Consider the following 24,957-nt stretch of genomic DNA (forward strand, 5'->3'; position numbering starts at 1 on the left):
TTTTAATAATACACTAGCTTTTTATTTGGAAGAAAAATTTAACAAGTACAATCACAATCAAAACAATCCGTACAGTCTAAATCGTCACAATCTGCTTTTCTCTTTCTTTTGTTTCTTTTAAGATAATAATACAGTAGCCCAAACAATAGTATACAAATAACAAAAGCTATTATTGCTTCTGTATACTTATTTTGAATCATAAAACCAATTCCACTTCCGCCTGAAATAAAAATTAGAATTAAATAAATCCAGAACATCTATGTAAATACCTCCATTACTATATATCTTAAGATAATATCCATATAACACTAGAGGAAATGAATAATCCCATACCATTACCGCTTAATACACCAGTAGTTATTCTTAGCAAATTTGAGCTACTTCTCCATTTCCACTTTTGGGTGAACCCATCGATAAGTAACGGAATTTGAGCGAAAAATGATAGTATGATTGCCAAAAGAAATGAAGGTGTCATATAAAAATAAATTGGAAACATTAAAATACCAATAAGCATGCCTGTACAACGCGCACATAAAGGTATGTACTTTTGTAGTTTAAAAAAACTCCTATCTAATCTTCTATGACAAGGAATTTGTAAAATAAAAGTTCGAATCAATATGAATCACCCTCTCTAAAAAGATTTTAATTGATTTTGCAAAAAAAATATATATCCAATAAAAAAACAAACCAGGTTTATACTAGACCCAGTTTGTCAGTTTACTACTATGTTACATCTCCTCAGGTGCCTCCACCCCAAGTAAACGTAATCCTTCTTTTAATACAACCGTCACAGCATAAACCAATGCGAGTCTGCTGTCTTTTTCTTTGCTCTCTTCTAATATACGAACATTACCGTAATATTTATTGAATGATTGTGCTACATCTAATATATATTTCGAAATAATAGATGGCTCATTTTTATTGAAAGCCGCTTCAATTACTTGAGGGAATTTATTAAGTAATTTTACGACACTCCAGCTATGATCGTCTTTTAAAGCAAATGTACATGTTTCAAATTCTACACTTTCTTTTCTTAAAATAGAACAAGCACGTGCATGTGTGTACTGTACGTAAGGTCCTGTTTCTCCTTCAAATTTCAGCATATTTTCTAATGAGAATTCGATATTATGCATACGCTCATTTTTTAAATCGTGGAAGATGACTGCACCAACACCGACTTGCTTTGCTACTACTTCTTTTTGTTTTAAGTTTGGATTTTTCTCTTCAATATTTTGTTTTGCAAGTTCGATTGCTTCTTCGAGTACTTCTTCAAGTAAAATAACTCTTCCTTTACGTGTCGACATTTTCTTACCATCTTTTAAAATGAAGCCAAATGGTACGTGTTCCATACCATCAACCCAAGTATAGCCAAGTTTTTTTAATACGGTGAAAAATTGATTGAAATGTAAGCTTTGTTCTGGACCAACAACATATAGCGCTTTATCAAACCCATAAGTGTTTTGACGATATAAAGCTGCCGTTAAGTCACGCGTTGCATAAATCGTCGCACCATCTGATTTTCTAATTAAACAAGGCGGCATTCCTTCTTCTTCTAAATTAACGACTAATGCACCTTCTGATTCTTCAAGCAACTCATGTTCTTCTAAAATCCCAATAAAATCTTCCATTAAATTATTATAAAATGCTTCTCCCTGAAAATTAGTAAATTCTACGCCGAGAAGTTCATAAATGCGAGAAAATTCTTTAAGGGACTCATGACGGAACCAATTCCAAAGCTCTACCGCTTCTTCATCACCTTCTTCTAATTTCTTAAACCAAGCACGTCCTTCTTCTTCTAGTTCTTCGTCGTCTTTTACCTCTTCATGGAATTGGACATATAACTTAAATAGCTCACGTATTGGATCTTCTTTAACTACTGCTTCATTTCCCCATTTTTTATAAGCCGTAATTAACTTTCCAAACTGTGTTCCCCAATCTCCTATATAATTAATCCCTACAACTTCATAGCCACATTTTTCAGCGATATGTTTCAGCGAATTTCCTATCATTGTAGAACGTAAATGTCCCATCGAAAAAGGTTTCGCGATATTAGGAGAGGAATAATCAATTACTACTGTTTTTTCACAGCCAAAGTGGTTTTGACCGAACTCTTCTTTCTCCGCTAAAACTGTTTTTAATACTGCATCACTTACAGTTTCACGATTGAAAAATACATTTACATAAGGACCAACGGCTTCTACTTTCGTAAAAAACGGATTATTTAATTTCTCAGCAACTTCCTTTGCGATAAGAGCTGGTGCTTTTTTATATTGCTTCGCTAATGAAAAGCATGGGAACGCTGCATCTCCAAATTCATCTTGTTTCGGTGTTTCAATTAAATCTAAAATTTGTTTTTGCGTTAATTCATTCGTGAAAATATTAGATAAACTTTCCACAAACTGCATTTTATAATCCATGATACAACCTCCTTATTTTTTAAAACACAAAAAACTCGTCTCTAAAAAAGAGACGAGTTTTAACCCGTGGTACCACCCTTGTTGTTCGTTACGAACCACTTTCCCGTTTATAACGAGGACAGGGGGCCTCGGCTTTCTCTACTATTCGTTCAAGAAGCATCTCCGAAGTGCGCTTCATCTTTTTCTTCCGTACTAGGCTCACACCATCCCTAGCTCGCTTTCCTTCTAAAAAAGACTACTCTCTTCATCACAGACAGTATATTTAATTAATTATTGCTTATTATACATCTTTTCAAACAATTAGCAAGGGTGAATTACACCAAAGTGAAACTTAGCACTTTTTCTTTTGTATACATAAAAATTGTGTTTTTCAAATCTAGAACTACGAAAATGATCTTTTAAAACGACACATTTTCTCGCCACTCGTTTTGCCTCCGCAATTGTTTCATCAGTAATATCATGATACAAAGCGAAGTGTTTTAATCCTTTAATTCCGTCGGATTCTATGACAGTTTCTTCAAACATCGGATCAAGGTAAACGACATCGTAACTATTGTCTTCACATTGCGCTAAAAATGAAAAATGCTCCGTTTTCTTTACTTGAATTCTTTGCATTGCTTCATCAATTTCAGAAACGGATGAAGACCATGTTTTCAAACCATTTTCCATAATATAAGCCATATACTCATTGCCTTCAAGTCCTGTTACTTTTCCGCTTTCACCAACAACATAACTAGCTACAATACTATCTGATGCCATCCCGAGCGTACAATCTAACACTGTCATTCCTCTCTCTAATTGCGTGGCTTGTACAAACGGATCGTGTTCTCCACGCATTAACCTTTTCACACGAAACATCGCTGAGTTCGGATGAAAGAAAAACGATTCTTCCGTACCTTTCGGATAAATAGCTAATCGGTTCTTCCCTACGACAAGCACATCTTGTTCATACTGCTCATGCAGCTTATGTACTGGTATGTCATTACGTTTAACGAAAGAAGCATTTAATTCTGCGGCTACCAGCTTTGCATAATCTGTCATTTCTTTATTCGTTCTTCCTGCTGTTGTTACGATCATTGTTTCACCTCTATATAAAGAAAAGAGGGAGATTTACTCTCCCCCTTCTTTAGCAATTCTTTTCGAAAGCTTGTTCTAAGTTCGTAATAATTTCGTCCATAGTTGCACCTTCAATTTCATGACGGTGAATGAAGTGAACAACTTCTTTTCCTTTTAATAATGCCATAGATGGTGAAGATGGAGGAATTTCTCCGAAGTATTCACGCATTTTTGCAGTAGCATCTTTATCTTGACCTGCGAATACAGTTACAAGATGATCAGGTTGTTTTTCAGCACGAACAACCGCTTGACCTGCTGATGGACGTGCTAAACCAGCTGCACAACCACAAACAGAGTTTACAACTACTAAAGTTGTACCTGATGTATTTTCCATAAATTCTGTTACAGCTTCTTCTGTAGTTAACTCTTCAAACCCAGAACGCACTAACTCTTGGCGCATTGGGATTACCATTTGGCGCATGTATTCTTCATAAGCATTTGACATCTTGTAATCTCTCCTTCAACTTTCATTCCAAATTCATCATATCACGCTCTATTAATAGGTGCAAAAGAAAGATAACGATGATTTCATTTTTTTGTAGGGATTTCACAAACCCCACCGCGGCAATGTCCCACTGGAACAAGTTTTCTATTATTAGCGATATAATCGTATACTTTACTTCCAAAACCAAGTACGATAGATAACTTTATAAAAGGAACTGCAAACCAATAAGATGGAACGGCCTTTGCTAATACATCTATGCTCTGAATACCGTCATACCACTTATTATTTTTTAAAATATACAGTCTTTGTTCCATCTTACTTTGTAGTTCTTGAGAAAGCTCATACTTCTCAACTACATCTTCATTTCGAAATGAAACAAATTTCATCTTACCCTTTTTATCTAATTTTTTCGTACGTTCTGCAACGGCCGTACACATCGGACACCAACTATCATAGAAAACAATCATGCATTATTCCCCTTTACGTGACTCCGTCATTTGTTTCCATACAGAACCTTTTGCTTCTTCTCCGCCTTCAATACGCTCTAATGCTAGACGTGCTTGCATCGCTACTTCAAACTCTGGATCATCTTGCGCTGCTTTTAATGCTGGAATCGCACTTTCATCTCCAAGTTCAAATAAGAACATCGCTGCACGCCAGCGTACTAATTTACTTGGGTCTTTCAGAGATTTAATCATAACGAACATCGCTGCCGGATCACCTACATCTGATAAACAATCTCCTGCAGTACGGCGAACACTTACAGAGCGATCTAACAACGCTTTATATAATAACGGTAATACTTCATCACCTTTTACCATACCTAAATACGCTGTTGCTAAGCGGCGTATTGAAACTTTTTCATCATCTAACGCCATCTTCAACACTGGAATATCTTCTTCAGTAGGATCCATTTGTTCTAATGCTGCAAAACGGTTTTTCCAGTCAGAATCTTTCATCATCTCTTCTGTTACTTTATATGGCTCACGCTTTTGAATCGTTACTTCAACAGCACCTGCTTGATTTAATAATTCTTTAACCGTTTCATTTACACGTTCTTCTGAATAAGCAGCAACAATCTCTTCCACTACTTCTTTCCCAATTTCTTCAAAATTACCGTAACGTGTACTTTGTTCCACCCATTTACGCTCTTTTACAACGTTTGGTGCAGACATTTGCACTTTCATAATTGATTCTTTAAAACGATCTGGTAAACCAACACGTTCTTCCGTCGTTCCATCTGTTAACTTTACTTGCATTGGAATTGTAAAGAACATTTGAACAAACACTTTCACTTCTCCAAAATGAGCAAGTTGTTGTTCTTCACTTTCTTCCACTACTTCTTCGCCGAAAACAGCACGAACTTGTTGTAATAAAACTTTCCAGTCATACTTCGCATTTCGCTCCACTGCTAAAAAGTCGGCTACATGATATACACCTTTAATGCCTTCAATTTTCAAAATTTCTTGCACTTGCATTGGTGCTTGTTCTTTATTTTCATTTGTATAATTATTACGCGCTCCTGATGGTAATACTTCATTCAAAATAACTTTCATTGTATTTGGACTTGGCGTCGGTTCAATTGCTTTAATCTTCACGTAAAAAACTCTCCTTTATTGCATGTTCTTAGCTGTATTGTAACATGTTATCACTCTATACTCCTACTCGGATGCTTAATTTTACTACTTTCTTCCCGCTACCATACTATTTCATTCTTTTTACATTTTAAATTAGGAACGGGATTTTAAAAGCTTTCGTTTCCGATGATTTTTATTTTTTATCCATTTCTTGAGGCATCGCCATTATTTTTGAAAAAAACACGCTAAGCAAAAAAATATAATAAGCTATCCATATGGATAGCTTATTTACATAATTTTCGTTATTGGAAGTTATTTATTTGCTAATAAATCTTCTGCGTAACATTTAATCATCATGTAACCTGCGTAACCGAACTGATCATACGTATCTGCTTCTTCTTTGGTCGCCTGTCTAAGTACTGAATATCCTTTCATTAACATACAATTCTCATCATGAACCATTTGTGAAGTGAAATACTCTGTTTCAATTCCATCTAATTCTAATGAACGATAGCCACTTATAAAACCATCCAATGCTGTTTCATGAATGGTTTTAATATGAACATCTATTTGTATTAACGTTTTACAACCTTTTAAATTCTCAGCCATAGGTGGGCTATCTCCGATCCAGTCCATCAAACCTGCTAAAAATCACCTTCTACTATTTGGATCTGTTTCAATTACTCTACCACATGCAAATTTACTGTTATCTAAAGGAATAGTCCAAAATTGTCCTGGTACTAAATAACGATTTGATTTTGGTTTAAATGGATAGTTTATACTCATTGTTCTCCCCATCTCTTTTTTATCTATTGTATAACATATTCATGTAAAGTTAACATAACGTCCTATTATCGGTAGCAACAAAAAGGAGGATTCCTTACTCTCAGAAGGAATCCCTTTTTTTATTTTCTATCACTCGATTCATCTTTTTATACATTCCTATCCTGTGATGGGTTTTACGATTCTCGTTTGTTACTGGATTAGCCAAAAAACGTTATAAAATTTTGTATACTCTTTACTTGTTTTTTCAAAAAAGCTGGCGGTATCCCCTCTTTAAGTTTATTAAAATACTTTCCACAATTTTTTCCGAAGCTATTACTTAAAATCACCTTTTATTACGATGCCCCCTCCCGCCTTCTCTCCAAAAAGGTAATACTCTCAATCACAACTTCAGTTCTATATATTCTCTTGCCTTGTTCATCATTGTAATTACTAGTCTGAATACGCCCTGTAATCCCAACGAGCGACCCCTTCTTACAATATTCAGCTACATTCTCAGCCGATTTGCGCCAAACGACACAATTAATAAAATCGACTTGTTGTTCACCTAAACTATTTCGAAATCCTCTATTCACCGCAACACATATTCGTGCATAAGCGACGCCTTGTTTTGTGTAGTATAATTCTGGCTCCTTTGTCAATCTACCGATTAATACAACTCGATTCATCATAAGTTATACCACCTCACATGTTTTTCTTCATTGTAAGGAGAAATGTTTGAATGGTAAAAAGCACAAAATGATATATCCGTAAGTAGAAAGTATTATTTTGGACCTTACAAAACAAAAAAAGAAACCATACATAGTTCAAACATGTATAGTTTCAAAATTTATTACACTTCAGTACAAGATATGTAATATCCTCCGCGAGCCATCTTTATTTCAGCACGGTACATTACATTTTCTAAGTAGAAAGTAATCTGTTTAACTTTACTCTCAAATTTTAGTCTTTCATTGCATTCAGCCGCATATCTCTCTATTGCTGAAGTAATGACTTTTGATGATGGATACGTTAAAGCATCATCTAGTTCTATGAAAAAACTTTTAGAAAATAGCTTTTTCATAATCCCTTTCTTCTCTTTCATCATATTCCATCCCCCTTAACTCAAGTTACCAATATCCATATTATACCATAAAATCAATTTATCTTTAAAAATAAAAAAATCCTGCATTTCTCATGCAGGATTTTTTATTAGTCATTTTTCGTAAAGTAAGAAACGAAACGAAGAATTTCTAAGTATAACCATACTAATGTAAGCATTAGTCCCATCGCAGTGTACCACTCCATATATTTCGGAGCTTGACTACGTACACCATTTTCGATTAAATCGAAATCTAGTAATAAGTTTAATGCAGCAACTACAATAACAACTGCACTAATAATAATACCGATTGTACCACCTTGGTGAATGTATGGAACAGTTACACCAAACATATTTAGTAGGAATACGACTAAATACATAACCATAATTCCAAGTGTTGCTGCCATAACGCCTGTACGGAATTTATCCGTTACTTTTACTACGCGTGTTGCATATAACACTAACATTGCAAATAGAATTGAGATTGTTAGTAATACAGCATTTAAAACGATAGAATCGCCAAATTTCATTGTATAAACTGCTGAAATACTTCCTAACACAACCCCTTCTACCGCTGCATAGATTGGTGCACCAAAAGGTGAAATGCGCGGGAAGAACATAGACGCAAATGCGATGATTGCCGCAACGATTAAAGCACCAATTAATACTGGCATCTTCATCGTCCCCTGCATCATCTGTATGTATGAATAGACAGACGTTGCAAGTAGCAAGATAAGCATAATGAACGTTTTGCCTACTGTTCCGCCAATCGTCATCGCAGAAGCGCTTGCTCCCTCTTTACGGAATGCCTCTTTTTTCAACATTGGATTAGATGTTCTCATTTTTTCCCTCCTAAAATAGGTTCTACCAATAGTGTAAAGTTTTTCTCTTTACTTTTCAATATATGCAGCTTGTTTTTATTTTAATCCTTCAACGATGTCTGATAGTTCACTCCATCTTTCCATCTGTTTTTCTAGCTCTTCTTCTGTTTTCTGCTGTGCTTCAGATAATTCCTGTGCCTTTGTGAAGTCAGATCCAACTTTCGCAAGTTCTTCTCCAATTGACTCAATTTTCTCTTCAAGTTCGGCAATTGTATCTTCAATCGTTTCCCATTCACGCTGTTCATTGTATGAAAGTTTACGTTTACGTTGTTGTTTTGGAGCTTCTCCTACAACTTTTTTCTCTTTTTGAACTTCCGCTTTCTCCATAAGTTCTCTCGTTTTTTCCATTTCTAAATAATCTGTATAACTACCTAGGAATTCACGCACTTCGCCTCCGCCAGTAAAGATGAACAGTTCATCTACTACTTTATCTAAGAAGTAACGGTCATGCGATACAGTTAAAACGACACCTGGGAAATCTTCTAAATAATCTTCTAGTACTGTTAATGTTTGTGTATCTAGATCGTTTGTAGGTTCATCAAGTAAAAGTACGTTTGGTTCTCCCATTAAAATACGTAATAAATATAAACGTCTTCTTTCACCACCAGATAGTTTACCAAGTGGTGTACCATGTGAATGCGTCGGGAATAAGAAACGTTCTAACATTTGAGATGCACCAATTACTTTTCCATCTGTCGTATGAATAACTTCTGCAATCTCTTTAATGTATTCAATCATACGCTGATTTAAATTCATCTCTTCATTTTCTTGCGTATAATAAGCAACTTTTACAGTTTGTCCAACTTCAATTTCACCACTATCAGGAGATAACTTACCTGCAAGCATATTTAATAGCGAAGATTTCCCGCTTCCATTCGCTCCAATAATTCCGATGCGATCGCCTGGTTTCACAATATGATTAAAGTTGTTTAATACCGTTTTATCACCAAATTTTTTCGTTACATCTTTTAACTCAAGTACTTTTTTCCCAAGACGGCTACCGCTAAGTGCAATATCAACTGACTGTTTTGCAGCTGGTCCTTCTTGTGCCTTTAGCTCATCAAAACGCTGAATACGCGCCTTTTGTTTCGTAGAACGGGCTTTTGCACCACGACGAATCCAAGCAAGTTCACGACGATATAAATTTTGGCGTTTCGATTCTTGTGCCAATTCTTGCTCTTCACGAAGTGCTTTCGCTTCTAAAAATGTACTATAGTTTCCTTCGTAGCTATATAGTTTACCATTATCTAATTCAAAAATACGATTCGTCACACGATCTAAGAAATAACGATCATGGGTTACAAGTAATACCGAACCTGTATATCTCGCTAAATATTCTTCTAACCATTCAACTGTCTCATGGTCAAGATGGTTCGTAGGCTCGTCTAAAATTAATAGATCCGGTGTTTCAATAAAACATTGTGCCATTGCGATACGTTTTTTCTGTCCACCAGATAAATTCCCAACAATTGCAGTGAAGTCCGTAATTCCTAATTTCGTTAAAAGAGATTTCGCATTTGCATTTGCTTCCCATGCACTCATTGCATCCATACGTTGCTGCACTGCAAACAATTGTTCCTGTACTTTTTCATTACTTGGATCTTTTTCAATATTTAATAGTGCTTTTTCATAATCACGAAGAAGACGAATTAAAGGTGTATCACCATGGAACACTTGCTCTAATACTGTCAGTTTTTCATCAAACTCTGGTTGCTGTGATAAATAACTAATTGTATACCCACGTGAATGCGTCATATCACCTGTATCAGGAGTTTCTAATCCTGCAATAATTTTTAATAATGTCGATTTACCAGTTCCGTTTACACCAATAATTCCGACACGTTGTCCTTCTGTAATACTACATGATAATCCATCAAATAACGGCTTTTCTCCATATGATTTTGATAAGTTCTCCACAGTTAACATTTTCATATTTGTGCATTCCACTCTTTCATAAATTGTTCAATAAACTGTTCCATATAACGATGACGAATTTCAGCCTCTTGTTTTGCTGCATTCGTATTCATTAAATCTTTTAATTTCAAAAGTTTTTCATAAAAATGATTTAAAGATGGATCATTATTTTTTCTATACTCTTCTTTCGTCATTTCTTCACGCGGCGGAATAGTTGGGTCATACATTAATCTCCCTTTCGCCCCACCATATGCAAATGTACGAGCAATTCCTATTGCACCAAGAGCATCTAAACGATCCGCATCTTGAACAATTTTCCCTTCAAGTGACTCTACTGTGCCGCCATGGCCACCTTTATAAGACATATTGGCGATGATATGAAGAATATGTTTACTTTCCTCTTCTTCAACCCGTAGCTCTTCTAACCAATCAGAAACTTTTTTCATTCCTGCTTCTTCACTTTCATTTAGCTTTTCATCTGCCACATCGTGAAGTAATGCTGCCATTTCAATTATAAAACGATTTCCACCTTCTTGCTCAGATAAAGAAATCGCCATTTTATGTACACGTTCAATATGATACCAATCATGCCCACTCGCATCTTTTTCTAAAATATGTTTTACAAAAGTAATTGTTTTTTGAATTTTTTCTTGTTTTGTCATTTTATCTTCACCCAGTTACTTATTGTAACACGCCCGCATTTTTTCATCACATATTTTCTTGTCCGCCCATACACTAGGTGGTAGGCATCATCATGAAGGAGGAATAAACATGTTCTATAATAATCAACCGCCTTATCCAAGGCAACCATTGTATCCTCAACAACAAGAACAGAGATACACAGAACAATACGAAGAACAAGAGTTACAACAGCAAGAACCACAATATGACGAAAACCCATATGCAACAACGCAAAACCAAGAAACTGAATTTCAACAAAATCCATATGACACACGTCCAAATTATGAATATCCTCAAAATCCATATGCAGCACCACAAAATCAAGAACAGCGATATCCTCAAAATCCATATGTAATACCACAAAACCAAGAACAACAATATCAACAAAATCCATATGCAGCACCACAAAACCAAGAACAACAATATCAACAAAATCCATATGCAGCACCACAAAACCCATACACAACTCAACCACAACAACCGCAATACCAACAACAAATGTATCAACCAAACTACGACGCACGTGTCTCACCACCTAAACCACCAACAATAGATCCAACTCAACCACAAATCTTACCACCTGGACCAACACTAGACATTACACAACCACAAATCTTACCACCTGGACCAATTACTGAACCAACACAACAACAAATTCAACAAGTTGTCGGTACACAGTTTTTACCTTTCAAGAAACCCGTACTAGATTTCGTAAAACCATGGGTAGATTACGGTTTAAATGAAGCAAAACATACATCACATGAACACGCATTAACAGAAGTTGCTGCGATTATGTTTTTAGTTGGTAAAGGCTTCAATCCGACGATCGCACATTATATCGTTGAATCTTGGGAGAAGAATGAACAATTTTAGGATTGTTTATTTGATAAAATACAAAAAATACAAAAGTGCCAAAACCCTTGTGATATAAGGGTTTTAGCACTTTTTTAAAATCCAGAAAAATTTTATCGAAATAATTATTTTTATAGATTTTCGTACTTTTTTATATAGTACGTGAACAAAATGTGTGCAAAATGTGTGCAAATATACGAATCGCATTTCGCTGTTGTTGCACCGGTTATTTAAACCAATTCTCAATTATGAGATTTATATGAGAAACTAACACTTTTTCCTGTTGACACTTGGACAGTTTCTTGATAGCAAGCCACACGCAGACATTATTATTGATGGAATTGATATACTAGAACATTATCCTTTATATTATTTCAAATATAATTGGGTCGTAATTAAAATAAAACAAAAAGAGGACGTATATATCACGTCCTCTTTTTGTTTTAGATATGCTCACCATGATCAATATAAGTATCGCCGTATTCGTATGCCGGCGCAGGTGGTCTACCGTGATCAAAATCGGCCACATTAGAAATATAATCTGGTCTTTGTGGTGCAGGTGGTCTACCATGATCAGCTTGTGATGTAAAAGATTCTGTAAAACTTCCAATAGTTAAAACAGCAGCAAAACTAAAAAATCCTATTAGTACTTTTTTCATTTTAACGCACTTCCCTTCTGAAGTAATTCTTTAGCATCATAAGATATATTAAAGTATTGGCTAGCCTTCTCATGATTACCTTCTTGATAAAGTTTTTTCGCTAAAATTCCAGAGTACTCTTCCATAAATCCATAAAGTTTTTGGGATTCAAAGTAATCTAGTCCATCTGCAATCGTTGTTTCTAGATTCTGCTTATAATTTTCATCGTATTGTGCTCGAAGTATTCGTAAATGATGTGTATATTCAACATCAGCTAATTCAAAGCCTTGAGTCAAAAATTCTTGTGCTTTTTCAATTTCATTTACTTTGAAATGTTCTCGAGCCAGTAAGAATACAGTTTTATGATATGGTTTTTCAGATTTATACACATCCATTAAATGTCGAATTGCAGTTGCGGATATACCTTGTTTTGCATAAAGAAAACCTAAGTTGTATTGAATTAAGGTAATTAGTCGAGTACAGTTATGTTTTTTAGCCATATCCACGCACTTAACAAAAAGCTCTTCTCCTTGTTCAAACTGACTTAAAGTGACACTTGCCAATCCTAGGATTGTATCGCATTCAATTTGATTTATTACATAATCTTCATGTTTTTTGTATATGTCTTTTGCTTTCATAACATGCTTAATTGTTAATAAAGGTTGTTGAAGGTGGTAATATAGTTCACCAAGTTTATAATTAAATTCAGCTTTTTCAATGTCATTAGGAATATACTCTAAAAGTCGTTCAGCTTCTTCAAATTGCTCCATCGCTTCCATATAGTTAGCAATCATAGTGTTATGCACAGCTTTATAGAAATGGTAGTAGTATCTTAAATACTCATCAATAGTTTTTGTTGTAAGTTTTTCAACTGCATCAAAATCACTACGAGTTACATATGATTTATTTATTAACACTTTATAACTATAATCCAATAAAGAATAGTACAATAAGAGATTTTGATCTTGTAAATCTCGATTTTGTTCGACCATTAAGACACTAATCTTTTCATCAACTTCTTCTTTCATTCTTGTCGCCTTTGTTATTTGTTTAGATAGAATAACCTTATACCATTCATTTAATAGTCTAGTAACTTTTTCATTATTCAGAATTATCATATCACAATCTCCTTTATTTAGTTTATATAAAATCAATCATAACAAAGTTTAATTGTAATAAGTTGTAAAAAACAATTTTATAAATAATATTCAGAATATTTAATTTCATTTTTATCAATTGACGTAAAAACATCGGTAAATCGTTAGATTGTAAAGAAAGAATTATCTATATAAAACTAATTGTAATGCTAGTAATGGTATAGCGTGAACCTTATTTGTCGAAAAGTTTTGGTAATTATTTGGTTTATAAGTATTTATTTCCCATTATTTCGGGGTTAATATCTGAATTATGCTAACAAATAAAGGTAAATTAGCATGATATTGTCTTAATTAATATTTTAGGAGGTATGAAAAATGAAAAAGATTAGTAAAGTTTTAAGTGTTGCAGGATTATCTCTTGCTATGTTCGGAGGAGGAACAATTGCAAGCGCAGCTGAGAATAACACAGTTGATTCTACTATAAAAAAAGGTAATGTATTAGATTTAACAGATCAATCGAATGTACAAATAGGTGAAGTACTAACGTTTGGGGAACTTGTTAATCAAATTGCTGCAGATACCAATAAACCTAGAGAAGAAATTTCTCAGCAGCTCATGGCTCAGGGGAAAGCTCGTGGACAATCATCTGCTGCAACACTTGCCGCTACGTACCGAACACTAACAACCAATTTTTCAGTAACACCTTTCTATAGCCCTTCATTAAGGTTTTATTGTGAAACAAATGAATGGGGTGGAAGCTTCAGGGGTATTAAGGAAATAAAACATATTAATATGAATAGAGATGCAAATGGTCTTTCTAAAACGTTCAGTGGTACAGTTCAAGCAAATTTAGAGGATCCTAACAGAATTTTCTATATTGTTAATGGTGATTTTCATAATAATGGCACAACTACTTTTAATGGCAATGTATCCATTACTGTAGGGAAGACAGGAAGTGTAGGTTTTAATGCATCTTATGCGACGAGTCACTATAAATATACTTATAAAGAAGGATATGTATATTTTTAAAGTTGATAAATTTTTAAATGATCGATTCCTTCTTAATTACATGTTACGTTCATTATACATGCTAATTTAATGGAGGTGATCTCTCTGCAACCTAAATATATTCTGTTCATTCAAATTCTAATAGGAATACTAATAATCATGGCACCAATTATTATTACTGGTGAATTATATGATGTTTCAAAGACTATGGGTGATTTGCTAGTTGCTGAATTAATAATAAGAATACTTTCTTTCATAATAGGACTTGTAGTTATTAGCAAGGGGTTTGAAAATTATTCTAAATAGTTATTAGTACGTTATTTTCTAGAAACTTATAAAAAAGGTCTACTCATATTGAGTAGACCTTTTTCTCTACTTCACATACACATAGGCTTCATTTGCAGTTATATAGTATGTTGCACCTTTACTGTTGTGCACCTTGTATTGTGGTGAACCATTCACCGATACTTTAGCATCAATAGTAAATCCAAGCCCTTCATCTACCGTTCCTGCTACATCTTTATCAGACCAAGAAGCAGAGTCATAGAAACGAAGGTCGTCCACTTTAGAAACAACACGTTTTCCTACTACAGAACTTGAAGTAGTAGTTTGTTCCCCTTGATATTTAATGTAAGATGGGTTGTTATAAATCCATTGGTTACCGCCAAGATTTAACCAATCACCTTGTTTTCCCCATACTTGATATGCTTCTCCTTTATTTAATTGACGGATAACACCATAATTTGTTGATGGTCCACTTCTTAGATTGACGTTAAATCCTTCAATATAAGCTACTCCTGTTTCGCCTACAACGTTTTGAGATGGTTCTTGTGGTTTTGGTTTAACTGTAACTGTTGCGCCTTCATACGCCTTTTGTACGTCCGCTCTGAATTGTGATTCTGATACACCGTGACTGCGAAGGTAATCAATCGGATCTTCGTGGTCAGTTCCACCTAATTTGTAAGTAATATCTTTATGTGTCCATAAACCTTTGCTTGGATGAATTCCTCTATCTTTTAAAATCTTAGCTAATAGTTTTACATAACGCTCGTAAGAAGATTTAAATTTATCTGGGTTGCTAGTTTCAGAAAGTTCTACGTGAACAAATCTTTTATTTGCAACTGGTCCAGCACCATAAGCAACATATTTTGTATCAGCAATTTGGACTGTTTCGTTCCAATCTACAGCATAATGTACAAATGCATTTCTCCATGTTCTAGCTTCATAATTTCGAATGTTAATTGCTGGTGCTTCTGGTGTTGCAGTACTATGTGCAACAACGCCCTCATAAGCGCCCACACCGTAGCGATATGCTTGTTTCGGTAAGTCTTGGATAATTAGTACTCTATCGGCAAAAGAAGCCGTAGCAAACGAAAATAAGAGCAATAGAGTCATAAATAACGAGCTAAATAGTTTAATTGGTTTTTTCATTGTGTATTTTCCCCTTTTTGCCAAACAAAAAGAGCACCGTCTTTTGACAATGCTCTCCTTATGTAAGGCGTGTATTTTTTTATTTGGTATTATATTTTTCTTTTCGTGCATCACTTCTTTGGATTTTCGCTTGAATTTCGGATGCTACACTTTCTAATAACCATGCAGGAATCCATTTTTCCCAGCCGATTCGTGCACAGTTTGCTGCGAAACTATTAAAAATGTGGTAACTCAATCCACCGACTACCATGAAGAAAAAGAAATCAGGTAGTTTAAGAGCAATATCAAATAAATGTGCAAGAGCTGGTAATGATAAAAGCACCACGGTTCTCGTGATGCCCTCAATTCCATATTGTGATGAGTATGTTCCATCTAACTTTGAAGCTTTACTACCCGTAATCCAGTCGAGCATGATAATCCAGCAATAGATCGATATCCAAATTAAGTTCGCTTTACCGTATAACAAATTAATTATTGTTCCTAATCCGCCGCCTATAGCACCACCTACTTTAAATTGAGTACTTGTAATGACATCGCTTATATTCAATGCCTTGATGAGTTCGTGAATTCGTTCCAATTTCTCACCTCTTTTCAAATTTTGACCAAAATAAAAAAGCCTACTGCTGTACGCTTAGAATTTACGTATTTAGTCTCTTCCAAGAATGCTCTAATGGTTCTTGACGAGGGTAGTTCACCTCTTGTTTTGAATCATTATTTACTATTAAATCCTCACAAAAAATCATTCCATTTCGTTTTAGAGACTTTCTACTTCCGATAAAAAAAATATCATCAATAATTTTTCCGGTTCTTTGAACTGAATTTCTCTTTAATGATAGGAGTTCAGGATCAAAAATAATACCTTTAAAGACAGTAATGGTAATCACCTCATTCAATACGAAATGCTAATGGAGCAGGTAAGGAACCATAACTACCACTTGCATTTACGTATTTGTATTTTTGTATGTTCCCATTCACTTCAACTTCTAATATATCGCCACTTACTATACTTGCATCTGAAGTCCGATATATTCCTTCCAATTTCCCACGCACACCATAACTATCTGATAAAATATAAAACGGAGATAGTAGAAAGGTATTATCGATATTTGGATTTAATCCTATAGGTATTTGCAACCAAGTACTACGATATGATTGGGAGATATTTGTCTCATTAGATCCCTTTGGACGATTAAAAGTAAGTCCGGTGTTAGCGGTTGAATAATTTCCACTCCACGCACTAGCGTACCAAACTAAAGCGCGTGTATATGGTTCATGTTTTTCTTCTAACATCAATTCTCCTAGTACCCCAATGTATGTAACTGCAGGAGCTAATCTTGTACTTGCAGGTGGAATTGTGCAAGTTATAATTTTTTCCTTATCAACAAATAGATAGAATTCAATCTCAGTATCTATAGCAATTTTAGGGCCATTTGAAGTAGCACCATCAGAGTAATTCCTTCCACGGAACCAACTAGTCGGCCAAGATTGATCCGGAGTAGTCCCACGACCTTTCTCTTTATCATATCCATAACAAAATTTAAAGAAAGCATCAGAATATAGCGTTGATCTCACATCAAAATCTAATTTTTGTGAGCTGTCCTCCATGTTTCTTCCATCATATGGTATAAGTTCGATATAGATATTTTTTTTACCATCATTTCCGTTCGAATACATGACATAGACATCATTTGAAGTTGGTTTTCCTTCATTTAGTTGTTTCCAACCAACACGTAACATCTCGTCAATAACCAGATTAAATATATTCTTTTTTAACGGTGTGAATCTTTTGAAGATATGTTCTGTCATAGAAGACACTCCTTTATTGTAAACTTACTGCTTTAATGATTATTGTAAATAAAGCTGGTTCATTTCCTTTGTTTTCAATAAAAACATGAGCAGCGCTTGTTGTATCTTTATCTTCGCAAGGGATTGCTAAGATATCGTAAGTTTTCTTCTCTTGATTACTCTTATATATCTGTAGTCCATTTTGTTTCTTATCAAAAATTGAAATAATAGATTCAACATCTTTATCGTTTGTTACATGAATAGTTCGAATATCAAATTTGTTGTATTCCATATTCATTGAAAGGTATTGAGTTTGTCCGTTTTGCACGAGTATTTGTACGGATTTTTCGATAAGTACAGGTGATGAACTATCACCTACAGTTCCTTTATAACGATTGATTTTCATTTCAGTACCCATGTAAACACCTCAATCATGTTGCAATTTAATGTTAAATAAAATAGGTTCAAACCCAATGTAGTTTAAATCTTTAGTTACCAGTACCCAAAACTCCCTAGAACTATTTGCGCTTAATGTGTTTATTGAAATTTGTTTTACCCAAGCTAAGCTATCTAACGAAATATTTGCCCACGTATATCCCACCTTTTCCATGTATTGTTCAATAGAAATTTTGAGATTTCGAACGGATACAGAATTTTCGTTTTGGATAATCATTTTAATGATTCTTTTTCCCTCAATCATATAGCCTAAATCAGTTGGATCCGTATCGTTTAATTCTTTAGAGTCCATTATGATTTTTATAGGGGAACCCATATTATAGATGTCACCGCCATAAAACAAGGCTTTCTTTTCAGCTATAAGGCTATTTTGTTCATCGTAAACTTCAATGGTCCCTTGGAACTCTAAAGATGGTAAGTTTATATCTATACCGGTATTTAATTTTCCCACTTGATTAATAGATAGTGTAGTGCCATTTTCATCTTTTAAAATTACTCTGTTATTTGGGAACAGTTGTCTTAACTTTAATTTGTGGCCACTCGTGATAATGATACGATCAATATCTAGTGGCTTGTATGGATCTGCGACACCTTTCTTTAATACAACACCGATTTTAGTCGCTTCTAATTTGTCGCTATCTGCATAATCAAAGGTAGCATCTACCTTGCTGTAAAAGTCCCATTGTTCACCAGTAGAAGTAGCAAGCCATTCCCTGTGTTCTTTAGAACTATTAATAGAATGAGATTCAAGAAATTCTATTTTATTATCAGCGTTTTGATATATAATCAATCCGCCCTTATCCCCTTCAACATCAGGAGTATAATCAGCAATGACTTGTATCGCTATATCTCCTTGCGGTTTGTTGATTAGTAACATTACATCTTTATCTGCTGTATGATTCAATCTTATAAAGCCTTTTCTTGCAGCAATACTAAAAGATTCGGAAGGTGATATAATCCATTCCGGGTTTATGGAATCGAAATCCTCTATAAATATTTTCCCTGCTTCTTTTTTATATAAAGAGACTTTTCTCATGAAATCAATTAAGTATCCAGAACTATCAATATCAAAAGCGTTAAACCTATGGAATGATATATTGTTGTTTTCGATTTTAATAATACACTCACGGATTGCCTGTTCCGTGAATTGCTTTTCATATTTTAAAACATAAATTTCATCTGCTTTGCTATTTAAAGAGAAGTAATCTTTATTTCCGTCTATCGATATAGAAACTTGTCCAGGAAGATTAGAAACTTCCGCAATAACACGTAGCTGTTTACCAAAAAACTTGAATCGTATATATTGACCATTTGTAATACCGGAGTAAAATCGGTCAGAGCTACTTAGGTCAAAATCTGTATCAAATAGTGAGAAATTTTGAGAATTACAGTCATATCTTCTCCACCCCATTTCGGGCGTCTTTAACACTTGTCCAATGGTAGCCATTTCATCACCTTCTATCTTGTTTTCTTCCAATTAGAATTTGTCCACCAAGAAGAACGGCTATGACGTAACCATAGTTTCGGTTTTTCTTTTTGAACTTTTCTATTTTCATCAACTTCAATGATTTCAGTAGGGTAAATATTATTAACAATAAAATCATCAAATTGTATGCACTCGGTATCAATGAATTTATTAATAATAAACCGTTCACTTTCGATGATTTCAGTATCAATTCCCAGAACTTTCTCAGCTGGTTCAAATTCCTCCACTAAACTTTCTATGCAAGTATCCCTGTTAAATTGCTCGAATTCCTCTATATTAGTTGCTATACTTACATCTCTATCAAATGTATCTAGTTCTAGTATTAAAGACTGCTTTGCAGGTGTGTCAGCTGCATCATAATCATTAGCAATTTTTGAATCTAATTCTAATACAGGTCTTTTAAAATCTATTATTCCGGACACATCCGTCATGATATTTGGTGTGCAACGCTCCATATCAATACTATCAACAATTTCAGAAGTTATAGTAACTTTGGAACGATCCATTATATCGGACAACACCGTCGTTGCTTGTAACTCCCGTTTAACCCTTGCAAATAAATCATAATCGGGTAAATAAACAGGTAATCCCATACCTTCAAATAAATCCATTTCTTCATTTTGGGCTTCTAATTCGATAACACTTCTTTCTGCTGTAGAGGATTCTCCCTCTATAACATCAATTTGTTTGTTTTCTCGTGTGCTCAATTCATCTGTTGTAATGTATGAAAGGATATTTTGTGATTTCCTATTAAACTCCCGTGATTCAATGGAATCTGCTATTACTTCTGGCACTACTTTGTGGGCATTAGTTTCATTGTCTAATATGGTATAGATTAGTTCTTTTTCACGAGTAGCATTATCAAATCCAATAATGTTTTCTGCGATAAGATCCCGAGTTAAAACAAAATCACCTGCAGTATCGACCACATCAATAGCAAGTTCACGACTCTTATTATCCATTGACTCCATACCTTCGATAGAATTCCCGGTTATTTGGTTCGTAACTCGAATAGATTGTGTTTCATCTCCAATTTCACTTTCGTAATATGAGTGAATTTTATTTGCCTGTTCATATCGTGCAGAGGATGCTATTACTTCATTTTGAGTTCTTTTTGAATCTTCCATATCAAAGGTTTCTAGTTCCAAAGATAATTTTTTTCGTATAAATGTTTCGTCTGTTGGGACCGCTGCTATGGTTTCTATCTGTTCTCTTTCAACTAATTCGAATGATATTGAACCTCCATCAACTTGAATAATATTTCTATCTGCAGTATCAAATTTTGTATAATCTGCTTTTAATTCTCTTTGGATTCTTGCAAATAGATCATAATCAGGTAAATAAACAGGTATTCCTAGTTCATTAAATAAATCATACTCTTCATAAGAAGCAGCAACTTCATGAATACATCTATCTGCCATTTCTAAATGATGTGTTGTTACTGCAGTTAACTCTTTAATTACAATCTCACCCGTGCCATTCTCAAATATATTAGACTGCAGTTCTTTTTCTTTTCGGTCTGCCAATATACTTTCGTAGAATTTTTCTCCATACAATACACGAGCTACTTTCACCCATTCGGGAAGTTCTTCTACTTCTGTAGCAAACTCACGAATTTTCTTATGAAGAAGCTCTTCTTCTATACTTTCATTCATTTCATATTCATCTGTAGTTCTAGACATAATAGATTCATTTACGATTTTAATTTCACGCGTATCAAATGGTTTATCTGCAAGTTCTTCTTTCACATGGTCCATATGAAAAATACGACTGCGTTGCTGCGCTGACTCATCAGCTGTAATATCTATTGCAAAGCATCTTGATTGTGTGAGGTTTTCCATTTCAGAAATATCTATATTAACGTTACGATCTATATCAAAAGCATTTAACGTTGTAATACTTGCTTCAACTTCAATGTCCCTGGAAGCCTGGTTAATTACATCAGAGAAGACACCTTTAATTTTGTTTACTCTTGTTGCGAATACACCTGCATTATCCTCTTTAACAGCCTTAAACCTTGAATTAGGTGGCATACTTACAGGAAACTCATGCACGTTTTCACCAAAAGGATTAGCAATTGAAATAGAAACACAATAAGTCTTTTCATACGAAAGACTTGGACTAACAGCAACTATATGATTCTTTTCATTTATAAATAAAGAAGGGGCAGCAATCGAATAATTTTTCTCGTTCATCTTTTGCCTTCCCCCTTTCTTGTTTAAATATCTTCTTTATAGATTGCTAGGCCAATTGGATTGAAAGGCGAAAACTTACTTGTGAATGGAGAAACTGCTGTTGTTGGTAATGTGTAGCGATATAATTGCGCCATTTGATAATTAGCTAGAATTTCACCACCAGGGTATTCCTTAAAAGTTACAGTTTTATCTTCCGGATTATAATCGTAATCCGTTTTAGGAACTTCCTTACAATCCATGAATAGATTTAATGTATTTTCTTTTGGTTTGTGCTCTAAATGGAATATCTTTTTAGTTCCATCGCCTTTACCAATCACTTCATCTGTTACAGTTTTTTCAATTTCAAGCTCATCTGCTTGTTGAATATTTTTTGGATGTACTGCGTATACATCGTCAAGTTTCCCTACATATCCATCATTAGGATGTACGATATAAATTTGTGATAAATGGTATTTACCGCTATACATAGAAGGATTAAATCTCCCTTGTCCACTATCGATATCGGCATTATGAGTTATAAAGGCAAGGTAATGCTGCTGATACATAGATCCAGTTAATGATTGAGACAAAACAGGCGTAAGATTTCCACCAGATGTATTTTCGCCATAATCCATATTTGCATTACCAATTTTCTTTGTAGAATTGCTGAATTCTTCCCCAGAACGGCAGCCACCCATAATAATTAAATTCTTTTGCGGTTTATTATCAAATGTATACATTCTTCCGATGTACAATGGAACAAATAATGCTCGTACAGGGCTTGGTGTTGGATCAATTCTCATAAACATTACAACACGATCTTTATGAGCGTTACCGTACATGTAAACAACGGAATCACGTTTCCAGTCCTTTGTGAATCTTTGCTCCGGTGTCAAACTTAGTACTGTATAGGGAGAAGCGTTCACAAAATTGATAGATGTAAAAATTTCAGCCAGGACACTATTTGTGCTCTGTACGGTAAATTGCGTCTTAGCAGGTAGGATTTCTGTTACATCACTACCATTACTAGATTCTAGTAAACGTGTACCCGCGATTTTTATGTTGTCTGCACTTGCAGGAGCAACTTTGAAAATAATTGTATCGCCTGTAAATGTATAGTTATTTGCATCTAAAATTGTTCCGTTTTTGTATACTCCAAAACGACTTTCATCAAAATCTGGGTATGGTAATTTAAATACTGTTTTTGTACCATTTCCATTTCCTAAATCTGCATCTGGATCACTTATTTTAACTTCCTTCTCAATAAAGTAACGTGTATAAGTGAAGAAAATAATATCATTTGTTGGTTCATAGGCGTCATTTGCTAAACGATATTCCCCCGTAACTCTGGCTCCTTTTGCTACTGGTGTATTAAATTTAATTAATCCTGTTCTACCATCCACTGTATATGTGTTTTTTTCTTGATAGATACTATTTATATAAACAGATAAGGAACTAGCAATGATTGGAGAAGTAGGAATAATGAAGTCTGTTTTCTTTCCATCTCCCGTTCCGAAATCCCCTAATCGCGATTCAGTGGCTACATATCTTGAATCTGCGAAATCAGAATCAGCAGTATCGTATGCAACTGCAAAACCAAATCTTCTACGCTCCAAATCACTTCCAGCGGATTCGAATAATCGCACATCTATGAATTTGCTGGTTTCTCTTCGGATACGGAAAAATAGATCACGTTTCCATCCGTGATCTACAAATAACTTTTCTAATTCAGTAGGTAAGGTTTGTAAATTTACAATTTTATCGAACCACATTTATATTCATCCCCTATATAGTTTTCTCGAAAATACCTAATCCTGCTGGACGATATGCAGTAGCTGGCATCTTTGTAATTGGTGAAATTGCATCTACGGTAAAGAATCTGTAGATGTCGTGTGTATCTGGACATGTATTTTTTCTAACTTTTAATTTATCTCCATTTAGCAATCCTAACGGGGAGAGAAGTACAACATACGGCATATAACCACGTACCCCTTCATCTGGATGTACAATATAAGCCCTAGATGTATGAACTCTTCCGCTATATAAAGATGGATTGAATTGATACTTATATTCGTCATTATCATGGCTTTGCCATGCTGTAGGATATTGGCCACCATTAGCACCTTTCCGATCAGGTGGCATAATATTACTTGGTATATTCCATGCAATATAATGCGCTTGGTACCTTGCGCCAAAACGGGAACGTTTAATAATTACGTTATCAATGCCGTTACCTGGTGATTTAGGGTATTTCTTTGTGCGTGGCATATAGTTCGATACGTCCCTAAATGGCGTTTTACTTTCAAAATTAAAGCTGTGAGATGAGCTTTCTCCACCTTCATCGTAAGCAGTTCCAGCCCAAAGAGCATCTGCTATGGTGTCGTCATTTCCATAGCTTTCTAAGCGTCCCATGTATACTGGGGTTACAGGGACAGTATTATTTTCAAATGCTGGCGTTTTATCTGCTTGTATTAGTAGGACAACTCTATTTTTATCAACTTGTCCTGTAATACGAACTAAAGAATCTGGCCACCAATTTGTATCAGCGTCTATATTTAGCAATTTAGGGTTTCTCAAAGTAGATTTAACCCAAGGCGACATCATTAAATCAGGCTTATCTGTATAGTCATAAACGGTATATGTATAAGGTCTTCCGTTGTTTATTTCTGTTTTTTCTGTAGCTATCACTTCGGCCAATTCTACATCTATAATGGATTGGAACTCTTTCTTGTCCTCGGCTCCCATAATAACTACACTATCCTCTTGATAGCTTGGTAGTTTTTCAATCATATATAAATACATACATGAACGATCTTTATATTGTGGGTTGTTTTCTAAGTATGTTTTAAATGCAGTTTTACCATCAGGCTTAGAAAAATCGATGTCTAATTGAGTCTTTGCGGTCCACTTCCAAGCTTGAACAATTCCGTATAAACCACCATCACTATTTTTTAAAATTACATGCTTTGCAGCCCAATAATTATGAACAGGGTCGTCCGATTTCGTAGCTTTATAAATAACCTTGTAAAAGCTGCTTACTTTCTTCCATCCATTTTCAATCATGGTGTTTATTAACTCCATATGGAATTCTGCTTCTGATACTATTTTTTCAATATATGCCATAGGTTTCACGCT

The 24,957-nt window shown here is 34.7% G+C and carries 27 protein-coding genes and 1 other annotated feature; of the genes, 3 read left to right on the forward strand and 24 right to left on the reverse strand.

Annotated features, from left to right (window positions below):
- Positions 1–38 precede the first annotated feature (38 nt).
- The 14 genes from AU379_RS13025 to AU379_RS13085 form a co-directional block, all read right to left on the reverse strand.
- Positions 39–257, reverse strand: a complete 219-nt coding sequence (locus AU379_RS13025) for a hypothetical protein (protein WP_000498601.1) — start codon at positions 255–257, stop codon at positions 39–41.
- A gap of 29 nt (positions 258–286) precedes the next feature.
- Positions 287–616, reverse strand: coding sequence for a DUF2085 domain-containing protein (locus AU379_RS13030; protein ID WP_000621475.1), 330 nt, complete (start codon positions 614–616; stop codon positions 287–289).
- 112 nt (positions 617–728) lie between these two features.
- The gene (gene argS, locus AU379_RS13035; RefSeq protein WP_000384929.1) at positions 729–2,417 is read right to left on the reverse strand and encodes an arginine--tRNA ligase; all 1,689 of its coding nucleotides are present in this window, start codon (positions 2,415–2,417) and stop codon (positions 729–731) included.
- Between the two features lie 45 nt (positions 2,418–2,462).
- Positions 2,463–2,677: a binding site (T-box leader), on the reverse strand.
- A 40-nt stretch (positions 2,678–2,717) separates the two neighbouring features.
- Complete coding sequence (locus AU379_RS13040; protein WP_061139359.1) at positions 2,718–3,494, reverse strand: class I SAM-dependent methyltransferase; 777 nt, start codon at positions 3,492–3,494, stop codon at positions 2,718–2,720.
- 49 nt (positions 3,495–3,543) lie between these two features.
- Entirely contained in the window at positions 3,544–3,978 is a 435-nt protein-coding gene (locus tag AU379_RS13045; protein WP_000063706.1) for a BrxA/BrxB family bacilliredoxin, read from the reverse strand.
- Positions 3,979–4,061: 83 nt separating this feature from the next.
- Entirely contained in the window at positions 4,062–4,445 is a 384-nt protein-coding gene (locus tag AU379_RS13050; protein ID WP_000634887.1) for a DCC1-like thiol-disulfide oxidoreductase family protein, read from the reverse strand.
- Positions 4,446–4,448: 3 nt separating this feature from the next.
- Complete coding sequence (locus AU379_RS13055; RefSeq protein ID WP_000692580.1) at positions 4,449–5,576, reverse strand: conserved virulence factor C family protein; 1,128 nt, start codon at positions 5,574–5,576, stop codon at positions 4,449–4,451.
- A gap of 291 nt (positions 5,577–5,867) precedes the next feature.
- The gene (locus tag AU379_RS13060) at positions 5,868–6,191 is read right to left on the reverse strand and encodes a hypothetical protein (RefSeq protein ID WP_000383793.1); all 324 of its coding nucleotides are present in this window, start codon (positions 6,189–6,191) and stop codon (positions 5,868–5,870) included.
- A 15-nt stretch (positions 6,192–6,206) separates the two neighbouring features.
- A complete protein-coding gene (locus tag AU379_RS30970; protein ID WP_000026685.1) occupies positions 6,207–6,341 on the reverse strand; it encodes an Imm26 family immunity protein in 135 nt (44 codons plus the stop codon).
- A 332-nt stretch (positions 6,342–6,673) separates the two neighbouring features.
- Positions 6,674–7,009 (reverse strand): single-stranded DNA-binding protein, encoded by a 336-nt coding sequence (locus tag AU379_RS13065; protein ID WP_000982015.1) that lies wholly within the window; start codon positions 7,007–7,009, stop codon positions 6,674–6,676.
- Between the two features lie 161 nt (positions 7,010–7,170).
- The gene (locus AU379_RS13070; protein ID WP_000975131.1) at positions 7,171–7,425 is read right to left on the reverse strand and encodes a DUF4318 domain-containing protein; all 255 of its coding nucleotides are present in this window, start codon (positions 7,423–7,425) and stop codon (positions 7,171–7,173) included.
- A gap of 104 nt (positions 7,426–7,529) precedes the next feature.
- Positions 7,530–8,261 carry a Bax inhibitor-1/YccA family protein gene (locus tag AU379_RS13075; protein WP_001260655.1) on the reverse strand — a complete coding sequence of 244 codons (732 nt, stop codon included), beginning with the start codon at positions 8,259–8,261 and terminating at the stop codon, positions 7,530–7,532.
- A gap of 75 nt (positions 8,262–8,336) precedes the next feature.
- Positions 8,337–10,232, reverse strand: coding sequence for an ABC-F family ATP-binding cassette domain-containing protein (locus AU379_RS13080; RefSeq protein ID WP_061139360.1), 1,896 nt, complete (start codon positions 10,230–10,232; stop codon positions 8,337–8,339).
- Positions 10,229–10,876, reverse strand: a complete 648-nt coding sequence (locus AU379_RS13085) for an HD domain-containing protein (RefSeq protein ID WP_000165966.1) — start codon at positions 10,874–10,876, stop codon at positions 10,229–10,231. Before AU379_RS13085 ends, AU379_RS13080 begins: the two co-directional genes overlap by 4 nt.
- Before the next feature lie 109 nt (positions 10,877–10,985).
- Here AU379_RS13085 and AU379_RS13090 point away from each other — a divergent pair, with 109 nt between their 5' ends.
- Positions 10,986–11,768 (forward strand): hypothetical protein, encoded by a 783-nt coding sequence (locus AU379_RS13090; protein WP_000499720.1) that lies wholly within the window; start codon positions 10,986–10,988, stop codon positions 11,766–11,768.
- Between the two features lie 422 nt (positions 11,769–12,190).
- Here the strand turns inward: AU379_RS13090 and AU379_RS13095 are convergent, their stop codons facing one another.
- Entirely contained in the window at positions 12,191–12,406 is a 216-nt protein-coding gene (locus AU379_RS13095; protein WP_000756629.1) for a hypothetical protein, read from the reverse strand.
- On the reverse strand, positions 12,403–13,503 hold the full coding sequence (locus AU379_RS13100; RefSeq protein ID WP_172794111.1) for an aspartate phosphatase: 1,101 nt from the start codon (positions 13,501–13,503) through the stop codon (positions 12,403–12,405). The genes AU379_RS13095 and AU379_RS13100 overlap by 4 nt, the downstream gene beginning before the upstream one ends.
- Positions 13,504–13,857: 354 nt before the next feature.
- On the opposite strand from AU379_RS13100, the gene AU379_RS13105 reads away from it, so the two are divergent.
- Together AU379_RS13105 and AU379_RS30590 are read left to right on the forward strand one after the other, a co-directional pair.
- The gene (locus AU379_RS13105; RefSeq protein WP_061139362.1) at positions 13,858–14,511 is read left to right on the forward strand and encodes a hypothetical protein; all 654 of its coding nucleotides are present in this window, start codon (positions 13,858–13,860) and stop codon (positions 14,509–14,511) included.
- 69 nt (positions 14,512–14,580) lie between these two features.
- Positions 14,581–14,796, forward strand: coding sequence for a hypothetical protein (locus tag AU379_RS30590; RefSeq protein WP_340637552.1), 216 nt, complete (start codon positions 14,581–14,583; stop codon positions 14,794–14,796).
- 66 nt (positions 14,797–14,862) lie between these two features.
- On the opposite strand, the gene AU379_RS13110 is transcribed toward AU379_RS30590, so the two are convergent.
- The 8 genes from AU379_RS13110 to AU379_RS13145 form a co-directional block, all read right to left on the reverse strand.
- Positions 14,863–15,921: an N-acetylmuramoyl-L-alanine amidase gene (locus tag AU379_RS13110; RefSeq protein WP_061139363.1), complete on the reverse strand. Its 1,059-nt coding sequence runs from the start codon at positions 15,919–15,921 to the stop codon at positions 14,863–14,865.
- A gap of 79 nt (positions 15,922–16,000) precedes the next feature.
- Positions 16,001–16,498, reverse strand: a complete 498-nt coding sequence (locus AU379_RS13115) for a phage holin family protein (RefSeq protein WP_000439588.1) — start codon at positions 16,496–16,498, stop codon at positions 16,001–16,003.
- A gap of 308 nt (positions 16,499–16,806) precedes the next feature.
- Positions 16,807–17,658 carry a hypothetical protein gene (locus AU379_RS13120; protein ID WP_253724512.1) on the reverse strand — a complete coding sequence of 284 codons (852 nt, stop codon included), beginning with the start codon at positions 17,656–17,658 and terminating at the stop codon, positions 16,807–16,809.
- Positions 17,659–17,740: 82 nt separating this feature from the next.
- Complete coding sequence (locus AU379_RS13125; RefSeq protein ID WP_061139365.1) at positions 17,741–18,124, reverse strand: hypothetical protein; 384 nt, start codon at positions 18,122–18,124, stop codon at positions 17,741–17,743.
- A gap of 9 nt (positions 18,125–18,133) precedes the next feature.
- Positions 18,134–19,639 carry a cell adhesion protein gene (locus tag AU379_RS13130; protein WP_232487790.1) on the reverse strand — a complete coding sequence of 502 codons (1,506 nt, stop codon included), beginning with the start codon at positions 19,637–19,639 and terminating at the stop codon, positions 18,134–18,136.
- A complete protein-coding gene (locus tag AU379_RS13135; protein ID WP_061139366.1) occupies positions 19,621–21,843 on the reverse strand; it encodes a hypothetical protein in 2,223 nt (740 codons plus the stop codon). The genes AU379_RS13130 and AU379_RS13135 overlap by 19 nt, the downstream gene beginning before the upstream one ends.
- 23 nt (positions 21,844–21,866) lie before the next feature.
- On the reverse strand, positions 21,867–23,594 hold the full coding sequence (locus AU379_RS13140) for a hypothetical protein (RefSeq protein WP_061139367.1): 1,728 nt from the start codon (positions 23,592–23,594) through the stop codon (positions 21,867–21,869).
- A gap of 13 nt (positions 23,595–23,607) precedes the next feature.
- Positions 23,608–24,945 (reverse strand): hypothetical protein, encoded by a 1,338-nt coding sequence (locus AU379_RS13145; RefSeq protein ID WP_017673857.1) that lies wholly within the window; start codon positions 24,943–24,945, stop codon positions 23,608–23,610.
- Positions 24,946–24,957 lie beyond the last annotated feature (12 nt).

This window comes from Bacillus sp. JH7 (assembly GCF_001563515.1).
In the GTDB taxonomy this organism is placed as follows: Bacteria; Bacillota; Bacilli; order Bacillales; family Bacillaceae_G; genus Bacillus_A; species Bacillus_A cereus.

Bases quoted from the DNA above. Each gene is read 5' to 3' on its own strand.
- AU379_RS13050 (WP_000634887.1), bottom strand. From the start codon at position 4,445: ATGATTGTTTTCTATGATAGTTGGTGTCCGATGTGTACGGCCGTTGCA.
- AU379_RS30970 (WP_000026685.1), bottom strand. From the start codon at position 6,341: ATGAGTATAAACTATCCATTTAAACCAAAATCAAATCGTTATTTAGTA.
- AU379_RS13085 (WP_000165966.1), bottom strand. From the start codon at position 10,876: ATGACAAAACAAGAAAAAATTCAAAAAACAATTACTTTTGTAAAACAT.
- AU379_RS13025 (WP_000498601.1), bottom strand. From the start codon at position 257: ATGTTCTGGATTTATTTAATTCTAATTTTTATTTCAGGCGGAAGTGGA.
- AU379_RS13080 (WP_061139360.1), bottom strand. From the start codon at position 10,232: ATGAAAATGTTAACTGTGGAGAACTTATCAAAATCATATGGAGAAAAG.
- AU379_RS13135 (WP_061139366.1), bottom strand. From the start codon at position 21,843: ATGAACGAGAAAAATTATTCGATTGCTGCCCCTTCTTTATTTATAAAT.
- AU379_RS13075 (WP_001260655.1), bottom strand. From the start codon at position 8,261: ATGAGAACATCTAATCCAATGTTGAAAAAAGAGGCATTCCGTAAAGAG.
- AU379_RS13065 (WP_000982015.1), bottom strand. From the start codon at position 7,009: ATGATGAATCGAGTTGTATTAATCGGTAGATTGACAAAGGAGCCAGAA.
- AU379_RS13070 (WP_000975131.1), bottom strand. From the start codon at position 7,425: ATGATGAAAGAGAAGAAAGGGATTATGAAAAAGCTATTTTCTAAAAGT.
- AU379_RS13040 (WP_061139359.1), bottom strand. From the start codon at position 3,494: ATGATCGTAACAACAGCAGGAAGAACGAATAAAGAAATGACAGATTAT.
- AU379_RS13095 (WP_000756629.1), bottom strand. From the start codon at position 12,406: ATGAAAAAAGTACTAATAGGATTTTTTAGTTTTGCTGCTGTTTTAACT.
- AU379_RS13060 (WP_000383793.1), bottom strand. From the start codon at position 6,191: ATGGACTGGATCGGAGATAGCCCACCTATGGCTGAGAATTTAAAAGGT.
- AU379_RS13105 (WP_061139362.1), top strand. From the start codon at position 13,858: ATGAAAAAGATTAGTAAAGTTTTAAGTGTTGCAGGATTATCTCTTGCT.
- AU379_RS13120 (WP_253724512.1), bottom strand. From the start codon at position 17,658: ATGTTACGTGTTGGTTGGAAACAACTAAATGAAGGAAAACCAACTTCA.
- AU379_RS13090 (WP_000499720.1), top strand. From the start codon at position 10,986: ATGTTCTATAATAATCAACCGCCTTATCCAAGGCAACCATTGTATCCT.
- AU379_RS30590 (WP_340637552.1), top strand. From the start codon at position 14,581: ATGGAGGTGATCTCTCTGCAACCTAAATATATTCTGTTCATTCAAATT.
- AU379_RS13125 (WP_061139365.1), bottom strand. From the start codon at position 18,124: ATGGGTACTGAAATGAAAATCAATCGTTATAAAGGAACTGTAGGTGAT.
- argS (WP_000384929.1), bottom strand. From the start codon at position 2,417: ATGGATTATAAAATGCAGTTTGTGGAAAGTTTATCTAATATTTTCACG.
- AU379_RS13145 (WP_017673857.1), bottom strand. From the start codon at position 24,945: ATGGCATATATTGAAAAAATAGTATCAGAAGCAGAATTCCATATGGAG.
- AU379_RS13110 (WP_061139363.1), bottom strand. From the start codon at position 15,921: ATGAAAAAACCAATTAAACTATTTAGCTCGTTATTTATGACTCTATTG.
- AU379_RS13100 (WP_172794111.1), bottom strand. From the start codon at position 13,503: ATGATAATTCTGAATAATGAAAAAGTTACTAGACTATTAAATGAATGG.
- AU379_RS13140 (WP_061139367.1), bottom strand. From the start codon at position 23,594: ATGTGGTTCGATAAAATTGTAAATTTACAAACCTTACCTACTGAATTA.
- AU379_RS13045 (WP_000063706.1), bottom strand. From the start codon at position 3,978: ATGTCAAATGCTTATGAAGAATACATGCGCCAAATGGTAATCCCAATG.